The organism is Corynebacterium tuberculostearicum, assembly GCF_046097465.1.
Classification (GTDB): domain Bacteria; phylum Actinomycetota; class Actinomycetes; order Mycobacteriales; family Mycobacteriaceae; genus Corynebacterium; species Corynebacterium tuberculostearicum_I.
Genome location: NZ_CP175799.1, coordinates 2,103,381 through 2,121,187 on the forward strand (window position 1 = coordinate 2,103,381; position 17,807 = coordinate 2,121,187).

19 protein-coding genes and 2 tRNA genes are annotated in these 17,807 nt (G+C 56.7%); 11 read left to right on the forward strand and 10 right to left on the reverse strand.

Annotated elements, in window-relative coordinates:
• Nucleotides 1-42 precede the first annotated feature (42 nt).
• Nucleotides 43-810, forward strand: coding sequence for a 3-oxoacyl-ACP reductase FabG (fabG, locus tag ACKFRX_RS09920; protein WP_408927769.1), 768 nt, complete (start codon nucleotides 43-45; stop codon nucleotides 808-810).
• 99 nt (nucleotides 811-909) lie between these two features.
• Here fabG and ACKFRX_RS09925 read toward each other — a convergent pair whose 3' ends face one another.
• The 6 genes from ACKFRX_RS09925 to ACKFRX_RS09950 form a co-directional block, all read right to left on the reverse strand.
• Complete coding sequence (locus tag ACKFRX_RS09925; protein WP_005324057.1) at nucleotides 910-1,164, reverse strand: hypothetical protein; 255 nt, start codon at nucleotides 1,162-1,164, stop codon at nucleotides 910-912.
• Between the two features lie 163 nt (nucleotides 1,165-1,327).
• Nucleotides 1,328-1,618: a hypothetical protein gene (locus tag ACKFRX_RS09930; RefSeq protein WP_005324056.1), complete on the reverse strand. Its 291-nt coding sequence runs from the start codon at nucleotides 1,616-1,618 to the stop codon at nucleotides 1,328-1,330.
• A 3-nt stretch (nucleotides 1,619-1,621) separates the two neighbouring features.
• On the reverse strand, nucleotides 1,622-2,920 hold the full coding sequence (locus ACKFRX_RS09935) for an inorganic phosphate transporter (RefSeq protein ID WP_005329184.1): 1,299 nt from the start codon (nucleotides 2,918-2,920) through the stop codon (nucleotides 1,622-1,624).
• 320 nt (nucleotides 2,921-3,240) lie between these two features.
• On the reverse strand, nucleotides 3,241-4,743 hold the full coding sequence (locus tag ACKFRX_RS09940; RefSeq protein WP_408927770.1) for a peptide MFS transporter: 1,503 nt from the start codon (nucleotides 4,741-4,743) through the stop codon (nucleotides 3,241-3,243).
• Nucleotides 4,744-4,980: 237 nt separating this feature from the next.
• Nucleotides 4,981-5,604: an ATP-dependent Clp protease proteolytic subunit gene (locus ACKFRX_RS09945; protein WP_005324052.1), complete on the reverse strand. Its 624-nt coding sequence runs from the start codon at nucleotides 5,602-5,604 to the stop codon at nucleotides 4,981-4,983.
• Between the two features lie 20 nt (nucleotides 5,605-5,624).
• Nucleotides 5,625-6,224, reverse strand: a complete 600-nt coding sequence (locus tag ACKFRX_RS09950) for an ATP-dependent Clp protease proteolytic subunit (RefSeq protein WP_005324051.1) — start codon at nucleotides 6,222-6,224, stop codon at nucleotides 5,625-5,627.
• Between the two features lie 138 nt (nucleotides 6,225-6,362).
• Between ACKFRX_RS09950 and ACKFRX_RS09955 the strand changes: the two genes are divergently transcribed.
• The 6 genes from ACKFRX_RS09955 to ACKFRX_RS09980 all read left to right on the forward strand — a co-directional run bounded on the left by ACKFRX_RS09955 (nucleotide 6,363) and on the right by ACKFRX_RS09980 (nucleotide 11,827).
• Nucleotides 6,363-7,043 carry a metal-dependent transcriptional regulator gene (locus tag ACKFRX_RS09955; RefSeq protein WP_005329179.1) on the forward strand — a complete coding sequence of 227 codons (681 nt, stop codon included), beginning with the start codon at nucleotides 6,363-6,365 and terminating at the stop codon, nucleotides 7,041-7,043.
• Between the two features lie 115 nt (nucleotides 7,044-7,158).
• Nucleotides 7,159-7,626: a class Ib ribonucleoside-diphosphate reductase assembly flavoprotein NrdI gene (gene nrdI, locus ACKFRX_RS09960; protein WP_005324049.1), complete on the forward strand. Its 468-nt coding sequence runs from the start codon at nucleotides 7,159-7,161 to the stop codon at nucleotides 7,624-7,626.
• 50 nt (nucleotides 7,627-7,676) lie between these two features.
• Nucleotides 7,677-9,872 (forward strand): class 1b ribonucleoside-diphosphate reductase subunit alpha, encoded by a 2,196-nt coding sequence (nrdE, locus tag ACKFRX_RS09965; RefSeq protein WP_005324048.1) that lies wholly within the window; start codon nucleotides 7,677-7,679, stop codon nucleotides 9,870-9,872.
• 52 nt (nucleotides 9,873-9,924) lie between these two features.
• Nucleotides 9,925-10,950, forward strand: coding sequence for a class 1b ribonucleoside-diphosphate reductase subunit beta (gene nrdF / locus ACKFRX_RS09970; RefSeq protein WP_023020918.1), 1,026 nt, complete (start codon nucleotides 9,925-9,927; stop codon nucleotides 10,948-10,950).
• Entirely contained in the window at nucleotides 10,901-11,206 is a 306-nt protein-coding gene (locus ACKFRX_RS09975) for a hypothetical protein (RefSeq protein ID WP_250409300.1), read from the forward strand. The genes nrdF and ACKFRX_RS09975 overlap by 50 nt, the downstream gene beginning before the upstream one ends.
• A gap of 39 nt (nucleotides 11,207-11,245) precedes the next feature.
• Nucleotides 11,246-11,827, forward strand: coding sequence for an NADPH-dependent FMN reductase (locus ACKFRX_RS09980; protein WP_005324045.1), 582 nt, complete (start codon nucleotides 11,246-11,248; stop codon nucleotides 11,825-11,827).
• 178 nt (nucleotides 11,828-12,005) lie between these two features.
• Here the strand turns inward: ACKFRX_RS09980 and tig are convergent, their stop codons facing one another.
• The 3 genes from tig to ACKFRX_RS09995 all read right to left on the reverse strand — a co-directional run bounded on the left by tig (nucleotide 12,006) and on the right by ACKFRX_RS09995 (nucleotide 14,493).
• A complete protein-coding gene (gene tig, locus ACKFRX_RS09985) occupies nucleotides 12,006-13,364 on the reverse strand; it encodes a trigger factor (RefSeq protein WP_005324044.1) in 1,359 nt (452 codons plus the stop codon).
• Between the two features lie 90 nt (nucleotides 13,365-13,454).
• Nucleotides 13,455-13,528: transfer RNA gene (locus tag ACKFRX_RS09990), tRNA-Pro, on the reverse strand.
• A gap of 134 nt (nucleotides 13,529-13,662) precedes the next feature.
• Nucleotides 13,663-14,493: a DUF1542 domain-containing protein gene (locus ACKFRX_RS09995; RefSeq protein WP_269953613.1), complete on the reverse strand. Its 831-nt coding sequence runs from the start codon at nucleotides 14,491-14,493 to the stop codon at nucleotides 13,663-13,665.
• Between the two features lie 122 nt (nucleotides 14,494-14,615).
• Here ACKFRX_RS09995 and ACKFRX_RS10000 point away from each other — a divergent pair.
• The 4 genes from ACKFRX_RS10000 (at nucleotide 14,616) to ACKFRX_RS10015 (ending at nucleotide 17,165) form a co-directional block, all read left to right on the forward strand.
• Nucleotides 14,616-14,690 (forward strand) — tRNA-Gly (locus ACKFRX_RS10000).
• A 117-nt stretch (nucleotides 14,691-14,807) separates the two neighbouring features.
• Nucleotides 14,808-15,500 (forward strand): nitroreductase, encoded by a 693-nt coding sequence (locus ACKFRX_RS10005; RefSeq protein ID WP_408927771.1) that lies wholly within the window; start codon nucleotides 14,808-14,810, stop codon nucleotides 15,498-15,500.
• A 180-nt stretch (nucleotides 15,501-15,680) separates the two neighbouring features.
• Nucleotides 15,681-16,313: a hypothetical protein gene (locus ACKFRX_RS10010; RefSeq protein WP_150851828.1), complete on the forward strand. Its 633-nt coding sequence runs from the start codon at nucleotides 15,681-15,683 to the stop codon at nucleotides 16,311-16,313.
• A gap of 18 nt (nucleotides 16,314-16,331) precedes the next feature.
• Nucleotides 16,332-17,165: an aldo/keto reductase gene (locus ACKFRX_RS10015; RefSeq protein ID WP_005324040.1), complete on the forward strand. Its 834-nt coding sequence runs from the start codon at nucleotides 16,332-16,334 to the stop codon at nucleotides 17,163-17,165.
• Nucleotides 17,166-17,260: 95 nt separating this feature from the next.
• On the opposite strand, the gene ACKFRX_RS10020 is transcribed toward ACKFRX_RS10015, so the two are convergent.
• A complete protein-coding gene (locus ACKFRX_RS10020) occupies nucleotides 17,261-17,734 on the reverse strand; it encodes a ribose-5-phosphate isomerase (protein ID WP_284788850.1) in 474 nt (157 codons plus the stop codon).
• Between the last annotated feature and the right edge of the window lie 73 nt (nucleotides 17,735-17,807).

A 17,807-nucleotide genomic window follows, 5' to 3' on the forward strand; every position in this document is an offset into this window, starting at 1 on the left:
TGAAATCACCCTCATCCCACCCCTTTTAGGAACAGGAGCATCATGTTCGATCTCACAGGCCGGGTAGCCATTGTCACCGGCGGCGCCTCCGGCATTGGCCGTGGCATCGTCGCCTCGCTGCGGGAGGCCGGCGCCACCGTCATCATCGCCGATATCGACCTAGACCACGCCACCGCTACTGCCAAGGAGTTGGGTGCCAGCGCCATTCGCGTGGACGTCACCGACCGCACTTCGGTTAAGGACATGTACCGCCAGGTCACTGCCGAGCACGGCGGCTTCGACATTGTGTGCTCCAATGCCGGGGTCTTTCCCAACTGTCCGCTGGCAGAGATGACCGATGAAAAGTGGGAGGCGATGTTTGCCATCAACACCCACGGCACCTTCAAGGTGGTCCAAGAGGCACTCCCCTACCTCAAGCAACGCCGCTATGGGCGCATCGTCATCACCACATCTATCACCGGCTCACACACGGGCTTTCCGGGTTGGGCCCACTACGGCGCTTCCAAAGCCGCCCAGCAAGGCTTTATGCGCTCAGCTGCACTGGAAGTGGCTCGTGATGGCATCACCATCAACGGTGTTCTTCCCGGCAATATCCTCACCGAGGGCCTCGAGGCCCAAGGCCAGGAGTACCTCGATCAAATGACGCGCTCGGTACCGCTGCACCGCCTGGGCACCCCACGCGATATTGGCACTGCGGCAGCCTTCCTAGCTTCGGAAGAGGCAGGCTACATCACCGGCCAAACCCTCGTCATAGATGGCGGCCAGCTCTTGCCCGAGACCCCTGAGGCCATACTGCCGCCGCGCGATTAGCCGCGCTTGCCGACGCCCCCGTGTACCCCACGCAGCACAAAGCCCCCTGCTGCACACTGTACGGCAAGGGGCCTCGTGGGGATTTCATTCAGTTGCTGCTTACTGCAGCCAATCGAAGTCGAGCAGGAAAAGTTCCGCATCGAGCATCTCGTGTTCATCCGGAGCATGACCGGTGACGGTTTCTAGCGCCTCTGCTACGTCCTTAGTAGTAGCAGGGGTCTTATCAGCGTCAAGCAGGGTTTCTGCCACCAAAGCGCGAACCGGAGCTTCTGAAACGGTGTCCAGGCCGGTTCCAGTGGTGGAGCCCTTGAACGCATCAGCGATGCCGTCCATCAATGTACGCATCTTGTTCATTTCTCACACCTCCATGTGGCTTTCTCTCTGTTTGATAGAGAAGAATATACGCGGCACACTTCCACTAAGCAACCCCTAGGTCGCTTAAAGTTAACCTTTTGTTAACTTTAAGAAAGTGTGCCGCGCATCACACGGAAGGTTTACCCTCAGGCAAGAGGATTCTTTATAGGTCACCGAACGGCGTAAAGCCGAAGTAGTGGTCCAGCGTATCGCGAGCAATCCACATGATGGCCACGAGAATGACTACGGCCAACACCGCATAGACGGTCCAGCCCAGTACCTTCATCTGCGTACTTGCCGGAGTATCGCCCACGACAACGCCGTTGTCGTCACGAATTGGGTCACCGGTCATGCAACGCATGCCCAGGGAGAACAGGAGCGGAATGCCAGCGCCGAAGACCAGCGCCAAGCCTGCAACGTGAATAAGGGACTGGAAGATTTCTGCAGCAGTCATGGTTTAGCGCTCCTCTTGAGCAGTAGACGGCGCGGAGGCATCCTCCGCCTTGGTTGCGGATACTGGTGCGGCACCGGCAGCAACTGGCTCCTTGCGGTCAGAGCCCGCACCCATGGAGGAATCCACAGACTCGGAGTTCGGGTCCCAATCATTGTTGACGTTGGAAGCATCCACCGGGTTCATGCGGGAGCGAACCACGATGAGTGCGGCCATTGCCAGCAGCAAGACGAAGTCCACGATGGCGCCGGTTGCTACGTTAGTAAAGGAAGAGACGCCATGTGCCAACCACCAGGTAGCAAAGCCCACGAACGCAGCGCACGGCAAGGTAATGAGCCATGCGGACACCATGCGCATGGCCACACCCCAGCGAACCTCAGCACCGCGACGGCCCAAGCCGGTACCCAGGATAGAACCGGTGGACACGTGGGTGGTAGACAGTGCCATACCACCGGTAGCAGAGGTCAAGATGATCGCTGCGGAGGTAGCTTCCGCGGCCATGCCCTGCGGGGACTCAATCTCCACCAGACCCTTGCCCAGAGTGCGGATAACGCGCCAGCCGCCGGACAGAGTGCCGGCCGCGATGGCCACAGCACAAGAAACGATAACCCAGGTAGGAATGCGGGCGTCGGCAACTGCATGCCCAGAGGCAACTAGCGCCAGGAAAATAACGCCCATGGTCTTCTGCGCATCGCCAGCGCCGTGCGCCAGGGACACCAGGCAGGCGGTGACGATCTGACCGTGGCGGAAGTGCTCGTTCTTCGCCTTGTTGGGAATGGTGTTGGTTACCCAGTAGATAAGGAACGTGGCACACGCCGAAACCAGCGCCGCGATAATAGGCGAGGCAACGGCTGGGATAATGATCTTGCCGGCAATGGAAGACCACTCCACGCCAGTCGAGCCCATCGCAGCGAAGGCGGCACCGATGAGGCCACCGAACAGGGCGTGGGAGGAACTGGACGGCATACCCAGCAACCAGGTGAACAGGTTCCAGATGATGCCGCCGATAAGGCCGGTGAAGACGACCATCAAAAGCGCCTGGCCATCGGTGTCAGCGGCGGCGCCAGACAGGTCGTAGGAATCAAGGTTAACGATGCCCTTTGCCACGGTCGCAGCAACGTTGACCGAAAGGAAAGCACCGACAAGGTTGAGGACTGCGGAGATTGCCACCGCAGTAAAAGGCTTCAAAGCACCGGTGGCAATGGACGTAGCCATCGCGTTGGCAGTGTCATGAAATCCGTTCGTAAAGTCAAAGGCAAGGGCGGTTACCACCACAATGCCGAGGATAATCAGAGTCGCTGTCACAGCGTTGGCCCCTTGGAAAGAAAAGATGAACTCGGTACGCATCTGCGGCGCCTTCACGCGTCGCGGACGAAATGCAGATTACCCCTGCACCTATCCACAGACAATTGATTTTCTTTAATATTCCCTTTGGTTAACCTTTTGTTAACCTGCTGGGGCTTAGAATCGAGCCCAAAAGAAGCCCAGCGGGACACAACTTCCCCAGCTCATACCGTTTATGTTCCCCCCCACCTTCCCCGCTTAACCCGAGTGATAAAAACCACTTAGGGAGGTATGCCAACATCACGCCGACATACCTCCCATTTAAGGGTGTTTTACAGCACCTAGCGGAAGGTAGAGAACTTCTTTACCACCCAGCGGCTTAGAACAAGCAGGATGGCGCCCAACACGATGGATACAACGCCGAGAGAGATAAAGAAGGTATTCTCCGCTCCTGCATCATCCGGGTTATAGAAGCTAGCCAAGGAGCCGGCCAGCGAGGTACCCATAGCCACCGCCATCATCCATACCGCCATCATTCGGGACGGGAATGCCACCGGCGCCACCTTGGTAGCAAGCGCATTTCCTACTGGCGAGAGGAGAAGCTCCGCCATAGTGAACAGGAACAGGATGAGGATGATGACATACATCGGCGTGGAGTTCGCCGCTGCACCCGAGTACGGCAGGAAGAAGAACAAGGAGATGCCAATGACGATATTGGCTACGCCGAACTTTACTGGGGTGGACCACTGCCTATTCCCTAGCTTCGTCCACATCGTTGCAAAGACTGCGGAGAAAATAACAATAAAGATCGGGTTAATGGACTGCACCAGTGATGGCGGGATTTCCCAGCCAAACATATGGCGGTCCAAGCGCACATCCGAATAAATCGTCATCACGGTGAACTGCTGCTGGAAGATGCCGAAGAACAAAACGCCGGAAACGAACATCGGGATAAAGCCGAGCAGGCGATTCTTTTCCTCGCGGGTCACCAACTTCGAGGTATACATCTGAGCCCACAGATAAATCGCAGCTACTAGAGCCACCGCGGTAACAATATTGGACAGCCAATCAACCTGAATAGCGCCGGTAGCCAATGCCACCACCATAATCACAATGATGGCGGCTACTACAACCCCGCCCATGAGCAGTTGCTTCGAGCTAGCCGGGTTTGGAACCTCATGCCCTGCATCCTTGATGGTGGTCTTGCGCATCAGGGAATACTGAATCAGGCCGAGCGCCATACCGATTGCCGCGATGCCGAAGCCCCAGTGGAAGCCCTTCCAGCCCCACAACGCAGTAGTAATCAGCGGTCCGAAGAGGCCACCGATATTGACGCCCATATAGAAAATGGAGAAGCCACCATCACGGCGCGGGTCATCGCGGGAGTACATGGAGCCAAGCACAACCTGCGCGGTGGTCTTAACGCCACCGGAACCAATCGCAATGAGGACAAGACCAATGGCCAAACCAGTTACCGCGGGGATAAACGCCAACGCGAGGTGGCCGGCCATAACCAGAACGGCCGAATAGAACAGAGTGCGCTCCGCACCCAAGACTCGGTCGGCAACTAGGGAAGCCAACAAGCAAGCCATGTACACCAAGCCGCCATACGCACCCACGATGGATGTCGCGTCCGCGCGGTCTAGACCAAGACCGCCATCGGTAGTGGCGTAATACATGTACAGCAAGACAAGTGCCTGCATGCCGTAGAAGCTAAATCGCTCCCACATTTCCACGCCAAAGAGGTTGGCCAAGCCCCAAGGGTGGCCAAAGAATGTACGTTCGCCGCTCTGCGGCGTGGGCGCAGCAGCTTGGGCCGCCGCGTCAGATGTGTGTTTCTCCATGAAGATATCTGACCACTTAGAGGCCTAAATCACAAATTGGCCATTATAAGTTTAGTGTCGCACGATAGAAATAAACCGAACGACCTGCAGATATTGCACAGGGAGCATTACCCCATTCGGGTGCAGCAAGATTTAGCAGGGCTTTGCCCCTTCCCTGCCCCACAATGCTGAAAGCCCCTGCCGCGCAACCGGAATTCGGCTGCGAGGCAGGGGCCACGTGGAATAAGTTATTCCAAATTAAGCGTTGAGCTTGCGGTAATCAAAGACCGTATCGATGATGCCGTATTCAACGGCTTCCTGAGCGGTCAGAATCTTATCGCGATCCGTATCGATGCGAATCTGCTCAGCGGTACGACCAGTGTGCTCAGACAAGGTGGTTTCCATCAGCTTGCGCATGCGCTCAATCTCGGCGGCCTGGATCTCTAGATCAGAAACCTGACCCTGAGTACCCTGAGTTGCCGGCTGGTGAATGAGCACGCGGGAGTTCGGCAAAGCTGCACGCTTGCCCGGCGCACCGGCGGCAAGCAGCACAGCTGCCGCCGAAGCGGCCTGGCCCAAGCACACGGTCTGCACGTCCGGGCGGACGTAGCGCATGGTGTCATAGATGGCCATCAGCGCGGTAAAGGAGCCGCCCGGGGAGTTGATGTACATCGTGATATCGCGATCCGGGTCCTGGGACTCCAGGACCAGCAGCTGCGCCATGATGTCGTTAGCGGAGGTGTCATCGACCTGGGTGCCCAGGAAGATGATGCGCTCCTCAAACAGCTTGGAGTACGGGTTGGTTTCCTTAGTGCCCTGTGCGGACTGCTCAATGAAGGACGGCAGAACGTAGCGGGAACTTGGCATCTGGGACTGATTCATAGTGATTTTCTCCTTATTCCCTAGTTGCTCAGCGGGCCGTTAACGGACTCAATGACGTGGTCAACAATGCCGTAGTCCTTGGCCTGTTGGGCGGTCATCCAACGGTCACGGTCGGAGTCCTTGGTGATCTGCTCAAAGGTCTGGCCGGTGTGCTCGGCAATGAGCTCCGCCATCTCCCGCTTGGTCTGAGCAAATTGCTCAGCCTGGATGGCGATGTCCGCAGCGGTACCACCGACACCAGCGGAAGGCTGGTGCATCATAATGCGCGCGTGCGGCAGAGCGTAGCGCTTGCCCTTGGTGCCGCCGGAAAGCAGGAACTGACCCATGGAGGCAGCCAGGCCCATGCCGTACGTGGCAATATCGCACGGCGAGTACTTCATGGTGTCATAAATAGCCATGCCCGCAGTGACAGAGCCACCCGGGGAGTTGATGTAGAGCGAAATGTCGCGAGTGGGGTCCTCGGCGGACAGCAGGAGGATCTGGGCGCACAGCTTGTTCGCAATCTCATCATCGACCTGGGTTCCCAGGAAGATAATGCGCTCGCGCAACAGGCGCTCGTACACGCTATCGCTCAGATTCATACCCGTAGACGACGAGTTCATTGAAATCTTCTCAGACATTAGTGGTTCTCCTTCAAGTGAAGAATGCTTTAACTGGCCCCACCTTACCGGCATTCCTCTCAAACTTGGCCTCTGTTCGCTATGAGCGTTGGGCCACAGCGCCAAAGGCGCACACGGAAGCTGGGTTAACATTTACTCATGTCTGTTTCCGAGCTGTCCACCAGTACCCAGAACTATTTGAAAGCTATCTGGGGGCTAAAGGAATGGTCATCCGAGCCCGTTACCGCCACGCTTATAGCGAAACAGCTGGGACTCAAGCTCTCCTCGGTTTCCGATGCAGTGCGCAAAATGGCGAAGCAAGGGCTCGTGTCACACACGCCCTATGGCTCTGTGGAGTTAACCGAACTTGGCAGGCAGTACGCATTGGTCATGGTGCGCCGTCACCGATTGCTTGAGTCTTTTTTGGTTCAAGCATTGGGCTACACCTGGGACGAAGTCCATAATGAAGCCGAAAATCTCGAACACGCGGTGTCTGACATGCTCATAGAACGTGTGGATAAGTTCCTTGATTACCCCACTAGGGATCCGCACGGCGATCCTATCCCTACGGTTGATGGACAGATCACCATCCCCAGTGCGCATCGCCTCACCGACAGTGGTGCACAATCGCAGGTGACCGTGGAACGCATTTCTGATTCCGACCCACAACTGCTGAAGTTCCTTGAAGAGCGCGGCATTGTCACTGGGGCTGTTCTTAGCACGCGCGAGGGAGCGCCCTTTTCAGATTCTCTCGAAATACAGGTGGCCGGCGGCACTCAGTGGGTAGCACTTGGACGCCCAGCTACCGACGCAGTGTTTGTAGCACACCACAACCTTTAGACATTCCCCTTTGCATTAATCCTGCTCTCACCTGCCCTTTTCAAAACTACGTTAGACCGTAGTTGCAACTACGGCATTGCGTAGTTAGTCTTTTCGAATATCACCTATCCCACTTATGGCTAAGGCCAGGATGAGCAGGATTGCTATGTCAGACTCACCAGATTTGGTGTACTTTTCCAGCGTTTCAGAGAACACGAAAAGATTCGTCGAACGCTTAGATAGACCCGCGGTGCGCATTCCACTGCGCCCCAAGAAAACCGGGATGATCCAGGTTTCACACCCGTACGTACTCATCGTTCCCACCTACGGCGGCGGCTCGCTCAAACGCGCAGTCCCCAAACAGGTCATCGACTTCCTCAATGACCCAATCAACCGCTCCTTTATCCGGGGCGTTATTACCTCAGGGAATACCAACTTCGGAAGTGCTTACTGCGTCGCCGGACGCATCATTTCCGCCAAGTGCCACGTACCGGAGCTGTATCACTTCGAGCTTCTCGGCACCCAGAAGGACATCGCCGCCGTAAAGCAGGGCCTTCAGAAGTTTTGGGAGCAGCAAAAGCAGCTAACGATGACACCCCATTAATCCCCCACAAGATGAAGAACACATCCGCATCACACAGATTGGAAAACACAATGTGGCCTCTTGATGCCACCCCCACACAGACTATTGGCGCTACGCCCCGCACCGCTTCAGCAGACAATGCCGGCGGTGTCGGCAAGCGCAAGAGCTACCACGCACTCAACGCGCAGCTGAACTTGTTCGACGCTTCTGGAAAAATCCAGTTTGACAAGGACATTCAGGCAGCACAAGACTATGTCACGCACCATGTCGCTCCCCGCATGCATCAGTTCGATTCCACCAAGCAACGCTTGGAATGGTTGGTTGATAACGAGTACTACGAGCGGGATTTCCTTGAGCTTTATGATGACGCCTTTCTGTGCGCCATGTACGACAGAGCACATCGAGTTAAGCATCAGTTCCGCACCTTCCTCGGCGCATTTAAGTTCTTCACTTCATATGCACTGAAAACCTTTGATGGCTCCCGATTCCTAGAAGGCTACGAAGAACGCGTCGCCACCACAGCTTTATACCTTGCACAGGGCGACGAAGAGCTCGCAGAAAAGCTGGTGGATGACATCATGACCGGACGCTTCCAGCCCGCCACCCCTACTTTTCTCAACGCAGGCAAAGCCCAGCGCGGCGAAATGGTCTCCTGCTTCCTCCTGCGAATCGAAGACAATTTGGAGAGCATTGGCCGCTGCGTGAACTCTGCACTGCAACTATCAAAGCGCGGTGGTGGAGTGGCCCTGTTGCTGAGCAATCTGCGCGAATCCGGAGCCCCGATCAAAAAGATTGAGAACCAGGCTTCCGGCGTAGTCCCAGTCATGAAGATTCTCGAAGATAGCTTCAGCTATGCCAACCAATTGGGCTCCCGGCAGGGCGCTGGAGCCGTCTACCTGCATGCGCACCATCCAGATATTCTTCGCTTCCTGGATACCAAGCGGGAAAATGCCGATGAGAAAGTCCGCATCAAGACTCTTTCGCTGGGGGTTGTTATTCCAGATATAACCTTCCGTCTGGCCAAAGAGAACAAGGATATGCATCTTTTTAGCCCGTATGACATCGCTCGCGAGTACGGCGTAGCCATGTCTGACATGTCCATCACCGAGTACTACGACGAGCTGGTTGCCAATCCGCGAATCTCTCACACGACCATTAAGGCCCGCGAGTTTTTCACCACGCTGGCTGAGCTTCAGTTTGAATCCGGATACCCCTACATCCTCTTTGAGGATACGGTCAACCGCGCTAATCCCCTCAAAGGACATATCAATATGTCCAACCTGTGTAGCGAAATCCTCCAGGTCAACACGCCATCGACCTACGGAGCTTCGGGTGACTACACCACCGTTGGCCAGGATATTTCCTGCAATCTAGGTTCGCTCAACATTGCGAAGGCTTTTGAATCGCCGGACTTCGGGGAGACCGTCGAAACCGCAGTGCGTGCCCTCACGAAGGTTTCAGACCTGACGAATATCGAAGCTGTTCCCTCCATCGCTCACGGAAATGCTTCCATGCATGCCATTGGTCTGGGCCAAATGAATCTCCACGGCTTCCTTGCTTCACAGCGTATTCCTTATGGCTGCGCCGAGGCACTGGACTTTACAAATATCTATTTCCTCACGGTGACCTACCATGCGCTCCGCGCATCCCATGCACTCGCGGTTGAAAAAGGTCAACGATTCACAGGCTTCGAAGAATCCACCTATGCCACTGGCGCCTACTTTGACAAATACATCGACCAAGACTGGGCGCCAGCCACTGAACACGTAAAACAGCTCTTCCACGAAGCAGGCGTGCAGATCCCTCAACGCGAGGATTGGCTACGGCTCAAGAATCAAGTGATGCAAGACGGCATCTACAACGCCTACTTGCAGGCAGTTCCACCCACTGGATCAATTTCCTACATCAATGACTCCACCGCGTCCATCCACCCAATTGCCTCCAAAATTGAAATACGCAAGGAAGGCCGCTTGGGGCGCGTGTACTACCCCGCGCCGGAAATGACCAACGACAACCTGGAGTATTTCGATGACTCCTACGCCGTGGGATACGAAAAAATCATCGACACCTACGCCATGGCCACCCAACACGTGGACCAAGGGCTTTCCCTGACCTTGTTCTTTACCGCTGATACCACCACGCGGGACATCAACAAGGCACAAATCTATGCCTGGAAAGCCGGAATCAAGACCCTCTACTACATCCGTTTACGCCAATCCGCGCTCCAAGGAACCGAGGTCGAAGGCTGCGTCTCCTGTGCTTTGTAGGAGCACGGTCCTCCCCCTTGTCCACAACCATTCACTCAGAAAGAAAGAAGCTATGTCGTCAACATCGAATAGTGCTGAACTAACCAGCATTTCAGTTACTCCGCCGAGCTACCGGCATGATCCTTCAGCCCGCATCCGCGCCATCAATTGGAACCGGGTGAGCGATGACAAGGATCTTGAAGTGTGGAACCGTCTAACCGCCAACTTTTGGTTGCCAGAGAAGGTCCCGCTTTCTAATGATCTCCCGGCGTGGCAGAAGATGACACCCGAGGAACGCAACCTCACCATGCGGGTGTTCACGGGACTCACCACCCTGGATACTGTCCAGGCCACCGTGGGTGAAATCTGTCAGATTCAAGATGCCCGCACCGAACACGAGGAGGCCGTGTATACCAACATCGCCTTCATGCAGTCAGTCCATGCCCGTTCATACTCTTCAGTGTTTTCTACCCTGAGCAGTACAAAGGAAATTGATGAAGCATACCGCTGGGCGGTGAATAACGACCTTCTCCAGGCACGCGCTAAGAAAGTTCTCGCGCACTATTTTGGGCCGGATCCACTCAAACGCAAGGTGTCATCGACGTTGCTTTCCTCGCTGCTTCTCTACGCGGGTTTCTATCTTCCCTTGCACTTTTCTGTCCACGCCACCCTGACAAATACGGCAGACATGATCCGCCTCATTCTGCGTGACAAGGCAGTGCACGGCTACTACTCGGGTTACAAATATCAGCGCGGTCTGGAATCCACGACCCCGCTACGGCAGAAGGAGATGCATGATTTCACCATTTCTTTGCTCGAAGAGCTTTATGCACTAGAGCTGGACTATTCCGGCGAGCTATATGAGCCTTTGGGGCTCATGGATGATGTAGCCGTGTTCGTTCGCTATAACGCCAATAAGGCACTCATGAATTTGGGCTACCCGGATTATTTCCCGCCCGAAGAAACGGAAGTGAACCCAGAAATCCTCGCGGCCCTAGCCCCCGGAGCAGATGAGAACCATGACTTCTTCTCCGGATCTGGTTCCTCCTATGTCATTGGTACTGCTGAAGAAACGAGTGATGATGACTGGGATTTCTAAACCTTTTCCGCGACCGGACCAAGGAAGCTGGCTTGAGACCATCGCGCTGTTTGAAGCCATCCGCGAAGGAAACCAACCCGCAGCCATGCGGCTGTTGAATACATCCGCCGCACGAGAGGCCGTCCTCGGGGGGCTTCTAGGACTCATCGAACTGTACTTCCGCCATGAAGAAGGAAACAAAGTAGATGGCTTCCTCACCGCCGCCCACGCTGCCGGCCCACCACCGGCCTTTGGCTGCAAGCCTTTTCTCCCTTGACCACGTCTCCCTACACCCAACTAAGAAAGAAGGTTTACCATGACCACCCCACGTATCAGCGTTATCGTCGGCAGCCTGCGCCGAGAGTCATTTGCACGCAAGATTGCACACGAGGTGCTCACGATGATCCCTGAAGGCTACGAGGCAAACATCGTGGAAATCCGTGACTTGCCGCTCTATGACTTCGACTACGATGACCCCGCCGTCACGGACAAGCCCACTCCGGCTGAGTACACCACCTTTCGCGAGACCATCAAGAACTCGAGCGGGATCCTCTTCATTACGCCAGAGAACAACCGCACTATCCCTGCCTGCCTCAAAAACGCAGTGGACATCGGCTCTAAACCCAACTCAGATGTGGCGTGGAAGAACCTTCCCGCAGGTATCATTAGCCACTCTGTAGGCCGCATGGGCGGCTACAGTTCACAGAAGAACCTTCGCCTCGCTCTGTCCTACTTCGACATGCCGCTCCCTGGTCAGCCCGAAGTATTTCTGGGCCAATCCCCCACCCTTTTCGAAGAGTCCGGACATCTCAATCAACGTACCGCAGACTTTGTCAAGGATTACGTTATGCGCTTCCTGCAGTTGACCGACGAGGCCTTTAGAGCCAAGAACGGCTAGCGGTATCCCCAGCCAACACACATCACATCACGCCCTCTTCGAAGTACTCAAAGACTCCTAGAGGGCGTCCACAATGACACAAACCCCGGATTCAGGCTCATCCTTGAGTTACCTGAATCCGGGGTTTCATGCGCGCTCGCCACCACACATGTGGCAGCAGCGCGTTACAAGTGGGAGATTACTTCTCCTCGGAAGCTTCTGCAGCGTCCTCTTCTTCGATTTCACCGAAGTACTGGTCAACGTCTACGTCATTGCCCTCTTCATCCTTGACGGTGGTGCGGCAGATAGCGGCAGCCAGTGCCTTGCCACGGCGCACGTCAGAGAAGAGGTTTGCGATCTGGCCGTTGGACTGCAGCTGCTGGATGAACTGGTTCGGGTCCATGCCGTAGGACTGAGCGGTGAACAGGATGTGGTCGGTCAGCTCCTGCTGGGAAACTTCCGGCTCTTCCTTCTCTGCTACAGCGTCAAGGAACAGCTGGGTGCGCACGGACTCTTCTGCCTGCTCGCGAGTCTGCTTATCAAACTCCTCGCGGGAGGTGCCCTGTGCCTCAAGCAGCTGAGCCAGTGCCTTCTCATCGTGAGCCAGCTGGCCCAGGATCTGGTGCAGCTGGGAGTGAGCCTGCTCGTCCACTACGGACTGCGGCAGTTCGAATTCAACCTCGGACAGTGCGGACTTCAGAACCTCATCGCGGATCTGTGCAGCCTGTTCAGCCTTCTTGGTCTCCTCCACCTGGGTCTTGGTGGATTCACGCAGCTCGTCCATGGTGTCGAACTCGGAAGCCATCTGAGCAAACTCATCGTCCATAGCCGGCAGCTTGCGCTCCTTGGACTGCTGGACATGGACCTTGATGGTGGCCTCTTCGTCCTTGTGCTCACCGGACTGGATGGTAGAGGTGAACTCGTTATCCTCACCGGTCTTCATGCCGCGCAGTGCAGTGTCCAGACCCTTGATGAGGTCATCATCGCCGATACGGTAAGACAGACCCTCGGTGGAAGCGTCTTCGATCTTCTCGCCGTCAATTTCAGCGGTAATGTCGATGATGGCGTAGTCGCCGGTCTTCATCTTGCGCTTGGTGTCCTTGAGCTCACCAAAGCGCTCTGCCAGCTCCTCCAGAGCCTTGTCGACGTCCTCTTCGTCAGCCTTTAGGGCTGGGACGGTAACGGAGATCTTGGAGAAGTCCGGAATCTCGAACTCAGGGCGGATATCAACCTCTGCGGTGAACTCCACGAAGTCCTTGTCCTCAATCTTGGAAATATCAACGTCCGGCTGGCCGATGACCTTCAGATCGTTTTCCTTGACTGCCTGCTCGTAACGGGAAGGCAGCATGTCATTGACAACCTGCTCCAGGATGGGGCCGCGGCCGAAGCGAGCGTCAATAAGCTGGCGCGGTGCCTTGCCCTTACGGAAACCTGGAATAGAAACCTGCTGCGCGATTGCCGCGTAAGCTTGATCGATTTCCTGGTCCAGCTCCGCAAACGGAACGTTGACGGTGAGCTTAACGCGGGTATCGCTCAGCTTGTCTACGGTGGTCTTCACGAGTGAATCTCCCTGGCTTCATTGTTTTACGTACATAAACTTAAAGGGGGTCCGGAAATCCTTATTAGGGCATTTCCAGACCCCCATACGTCGGGGCGACAGGATTTGAACCTGCGACCCCCTGCTCCCAAAGCAGGTGCGCTACCAAACTGCGCCACGCCCCGTATGTAGGCCACCAAGTTACCTTGGCTGCGTTGCATACCTGAGACAGTGTACCGTGTCCGTTTTAAATCTCCTAAACGGACCCCCACTTAATGGAATCAACGCAGCACAGAAGACGATTTTGACAGACTAGCGGCTAGAAATCGAAATCGAAATCAAACATTCCGTCAAAGAATCCACCGCCATCGCCATCGCCAAGGCCATCAAACAGGCCGCCACCGTCATCGCCGCCACCCATGTCACCGGTGTCGCCAGCATCGCCAGCGTCACCACCCATGTCGCCAGCATCGCCCATGCCATCACCGCCACCCCAGTCGCCGCTTTCGGCAGCGGCCGCGGAATAACCAATGCCAGACATACCGGAGAACAGGGCATTAAACATCATGGAGTAGCCAACCATCCACACGCCGGTCTGCAATGCATCAGCCCACCACGGACGCGAGTACCACCCTGCCGGAACTGGGCGCCCTGCGACGGTTCCGCCTGGGTAGTAGTTCGGGGTATCCGCGGAGGCGTACGGCGAAGCAGTAATCTGCTGACCATTCGCTTCCACGGTGCGCTTTTCTGTTACCTTGCCGGCGGCGCGCTGCCCCTCGAGCGGTGGCAACTCTGGGCCCGGGTTCATGCCCATAATCTCGCGCGCCGCATTCACATAATGCATGCCTTCCAAGGCGGATTCACGCGCGAGGTTCGCCTGCTTTGCAGTAGTGGCGCGCGAAATTGCTGAGTTAGCCGCAGTAAAGCGCTCGGATGCATCGGCCATTGCCTGCTGGGAGGCAGAATCGGTGCCAGAAATCTGCATTACCTGTCCACCCAGGCGTTCAATCCACCGGCGAGCATCAGCTTGTGCATCGGCCAATTGCTGTGCTTCTCGTTCCTCGCGGCGCTTTTGAGAGTTGCGCGAGGACATAAACCACGCACCTCCGCCCACTGCCAGCACAAGGAGCAAAATTTCCACTATGATCATCGCCTTCTATTGGTAGGGCTGTTCTGCTTATAACAACGGCTCAAGCGCTACCCTAGTTCCCTATTTTCATTTTTGCCGCCGCATGCGCTAAAGTATGGCACAGCGTTTCAATAGCGCGCTGTGGGAATGTCGTATAGTGGCTAATACCTCAGCCTTCCAAGCTGAAGACGCGGGTTCGATTCCCGTCATTCCCTCCACGTCTCGCCCATCTTTCAGGTGGGCGATTTTTCGTTTTACTTCCCCGGCCCTACTCATCTGCGCTGGCCACACTTGGTTTAAGGTGGACGCATGCGGCAATGTGTACAGTGGCGCGCATGACTTCAACCAATAAGTATTCCGAATTTATCCGCAATCGCCACTCTCCCCGCGCATTCCTGCCGGAGCCCATGCCGGTGGAAGACATCAAACAGGTTTTGGAGGACGCTCAATCCGCACCGTCCAACTCCAATACCCAGCCGTGGAACGTCCACGTGGTGGGCGGAGAAAAGCTCAAGGAGCTCAGCGCGGCGCTGATTAAGGAATTCGACACCAACGGCCTCAGCCCGGACTTCACCACCGATTATGGTGAGGGCATCCATCCCCAGCGTTCCCAAGAACTGGCCGCCAAAATGTACGGGCTGCTTGGCATTAAGCGCGAGGATAAAGAAGGCCGCGTGGAGTTCGTCCGCGAAAACCTGCGCTTCTTCGGCGCGCCGCATGCGGCACTTCTTTTTATCCCACCGATGGGCGACCGCGTCCGTGCCGCCTTTGACCAAGGAACCTACGCCGAAAACTTCTTGCTTTCCTTGGAAGCACACGGCTATCACGGCATCCCACAGGGCATGATTTCCTTGATTGCGCCAACCGCACGCGAATTCCTCGGCGTGGACGAGGACTACAAGCTGGTCGCCGCCATCACCTTTGGAACGGCCGATGAATCTAGCCCAGTCTTTAGTACGGCTCCGGGCCGCGCGCCGCTGTCAGAGACCGTGACGGTGCACGGCATTGAGGGCCTGGAGCTCGAATAGCGCCAGCTCCCCTTAGGAAGCTACTTTCAACGATTTCGTCCATCTAAACCACCGCGACCGTCGACGAAATAGGCGATTTATAGGGACGAAATCGTTGAATCGTCTCGGCGAGCGTCCGCTCACCGATATCACTAAGCGAAGTTCGTCGAAGGGGGCGTCGGCAAGCATAGAATTGAGTCCATGGATATCACTCTTGCGACCTTTGACCATGCGCCGGAGACCGCACTGCGCGGCGTTCGTTTTAATAACACGTGGGTGCCTTCGGAAACGTACGCGGACTCCCGCCGCGGCACCCTGACCGGCCAGTACCCGCAGCGCCAAGCCACCACGCGCATCAGCGAGGTTTTTGCTGGGGTGGGCTATGAGGTCCGCGAAGACACGCAGCCTGCCGGTGAAGACGTCTTTCGCCTGCTAGAACAGCCCAGCCCGGAGGAACTCGACCAAGTTGAAGGCGTTATTGCCGTCTGCTCCCTGCTGGGCGGAAATGCCCCCATGTCGGTGCTATGGCCGGGCGTGGCGGAAAACGGGGAGAATAACGAGCTGGTCTCCCCTATTGACTTGGCTCCTACCCTCGCCGCCATTGCCGGGCTGGATGTGCGGCCTAATGCACGCCTGTCCTTCGATGGGTTGAACTTGGTTCCGGTACTGCGCCATGGCGCCTCGGGGCACGCCGCGTTGTTCTTTGACAATGGCGTGCGCATGATTGACGCCGCGCTTATCGACGGCACCGCTACCCCACCCCACGAGCGCGCCCGCCTGCAAGATGAGTGGGAGACGTGGAATAAATTCATCACGCTCGGCCCACTGCAGTAGGCAGGTAGTCTGGGGCGCATGAGCGTACCTAACATCACCCTGAATGACGGCAATACCATCCCGCAGCTGGGCTTCGGCGTATTCCAAATGGATCCGGATAAGACCGAAGAGCTGGTAGCCGAGGCCCTGCGCGTGGGCTATCGCCATATCGATACCGCCGCTATCTATGGCAACGAGGAAGGCGTGGGCCGGGCAATTGCCAAGTCCGGCATCCCGCGCGAGGAACTTTTTGTCACCACCAAGCTGTGGAATGACCGCCAGACCGATGCCGCCGCAGCACTTGATGAATCTTTGGACAAGCTCGGCCTAGAGTATGTGGATCTCTACCTCATCCATTGGCCGACCCCGGCGAAGGGGACCTACGTCGTAGCCTGGCAGCAGCTCATCGAGCTGCAGAAGCAGGGCAAGGCCAAGTCCATCGGCGTCTCCAACTTCGAACTCGAGCACCTAGACCAGCTGGAGCTCAAGACCGACGTCAAGCCGGCGGTCAATCAGGTCGAGCTTCACCCTTACCTGCAGCGCTGGCGCGAGCTGGATGCCTTCCGCGCCCACACCGTAGCTATTGAGGCATGGGGGCCTTTGGGGCAGGGTAAAAGCGATATTTTGGATGCCCCCGAGGTCACCGACGCCGCTGCGGCGCACGATGTCAGCCCAGCGCAGGTCGTCATCCGTTGGCACCTGCAGAATGGCGTCATCCTCTTCCCTAAGTCCGCCACGCCATCGCGCATCGCGGAGAATTTCGACGTCTTCGGCTTTGAGCTCACAGAGGACGAGATGGCTGCCATCACCGCCCTGGATGAGGGCGAAGAGGGACGCGGCGGTCCGCACCCGAATGACATGAATGACGCTTAAGCCTTAGCACCTCGGCCGAGCCGGCCGCACTAACCGAAGCGCACGAAGAAACGCCGCGGAACCACCATTGGTCCGCGGCGTTTATTCTGCGTGGCTTAGGCCTCCGGCAGCTCTGGGGCAATGCCGGTGCGCTCGTATTCCGCCAAGATGTCGATGCGGCGCTGGTGGCGCTCCGCGCGGGACCATTCTTGGTCCAGGAAGGCGTCGACGATTTCCAGTGCCTGCTCCTCGGTGTGCATGCGGCCACCGATGCCGATGAGCTGGGCATTGTTGTGCTCGCGGGCAAGGCGGGCGGTCTCTGCGGACCACGCCAGTGCGCAGCGGGCACCCTTGACCTTATTCGCGGCAATCTGCTCGCCGTTGCCGGAGCCGCCAAGCACGATGCCCAGGGAACCTGGGTCATTGACGGTGCGTTGTGCCGCTTCGATGCAAAAGGCCGGGTAGTCATCCTCGGCATCGTAGGTATGGGCGCCGCAGTCAATGACTTCGTGGCCCTGCTTGGTGAGGTGTTCAACGATCAGGTTCTTGGTTTCGAAACCTGCGTGGTCTGCTCCTAGATATACGCGCATGGCCCATATCCTACCGGCCCGGCGCGCCTTGAGGAGGCTTAGCTCGCACCCTGTTTCGTATTACATTTTCCTG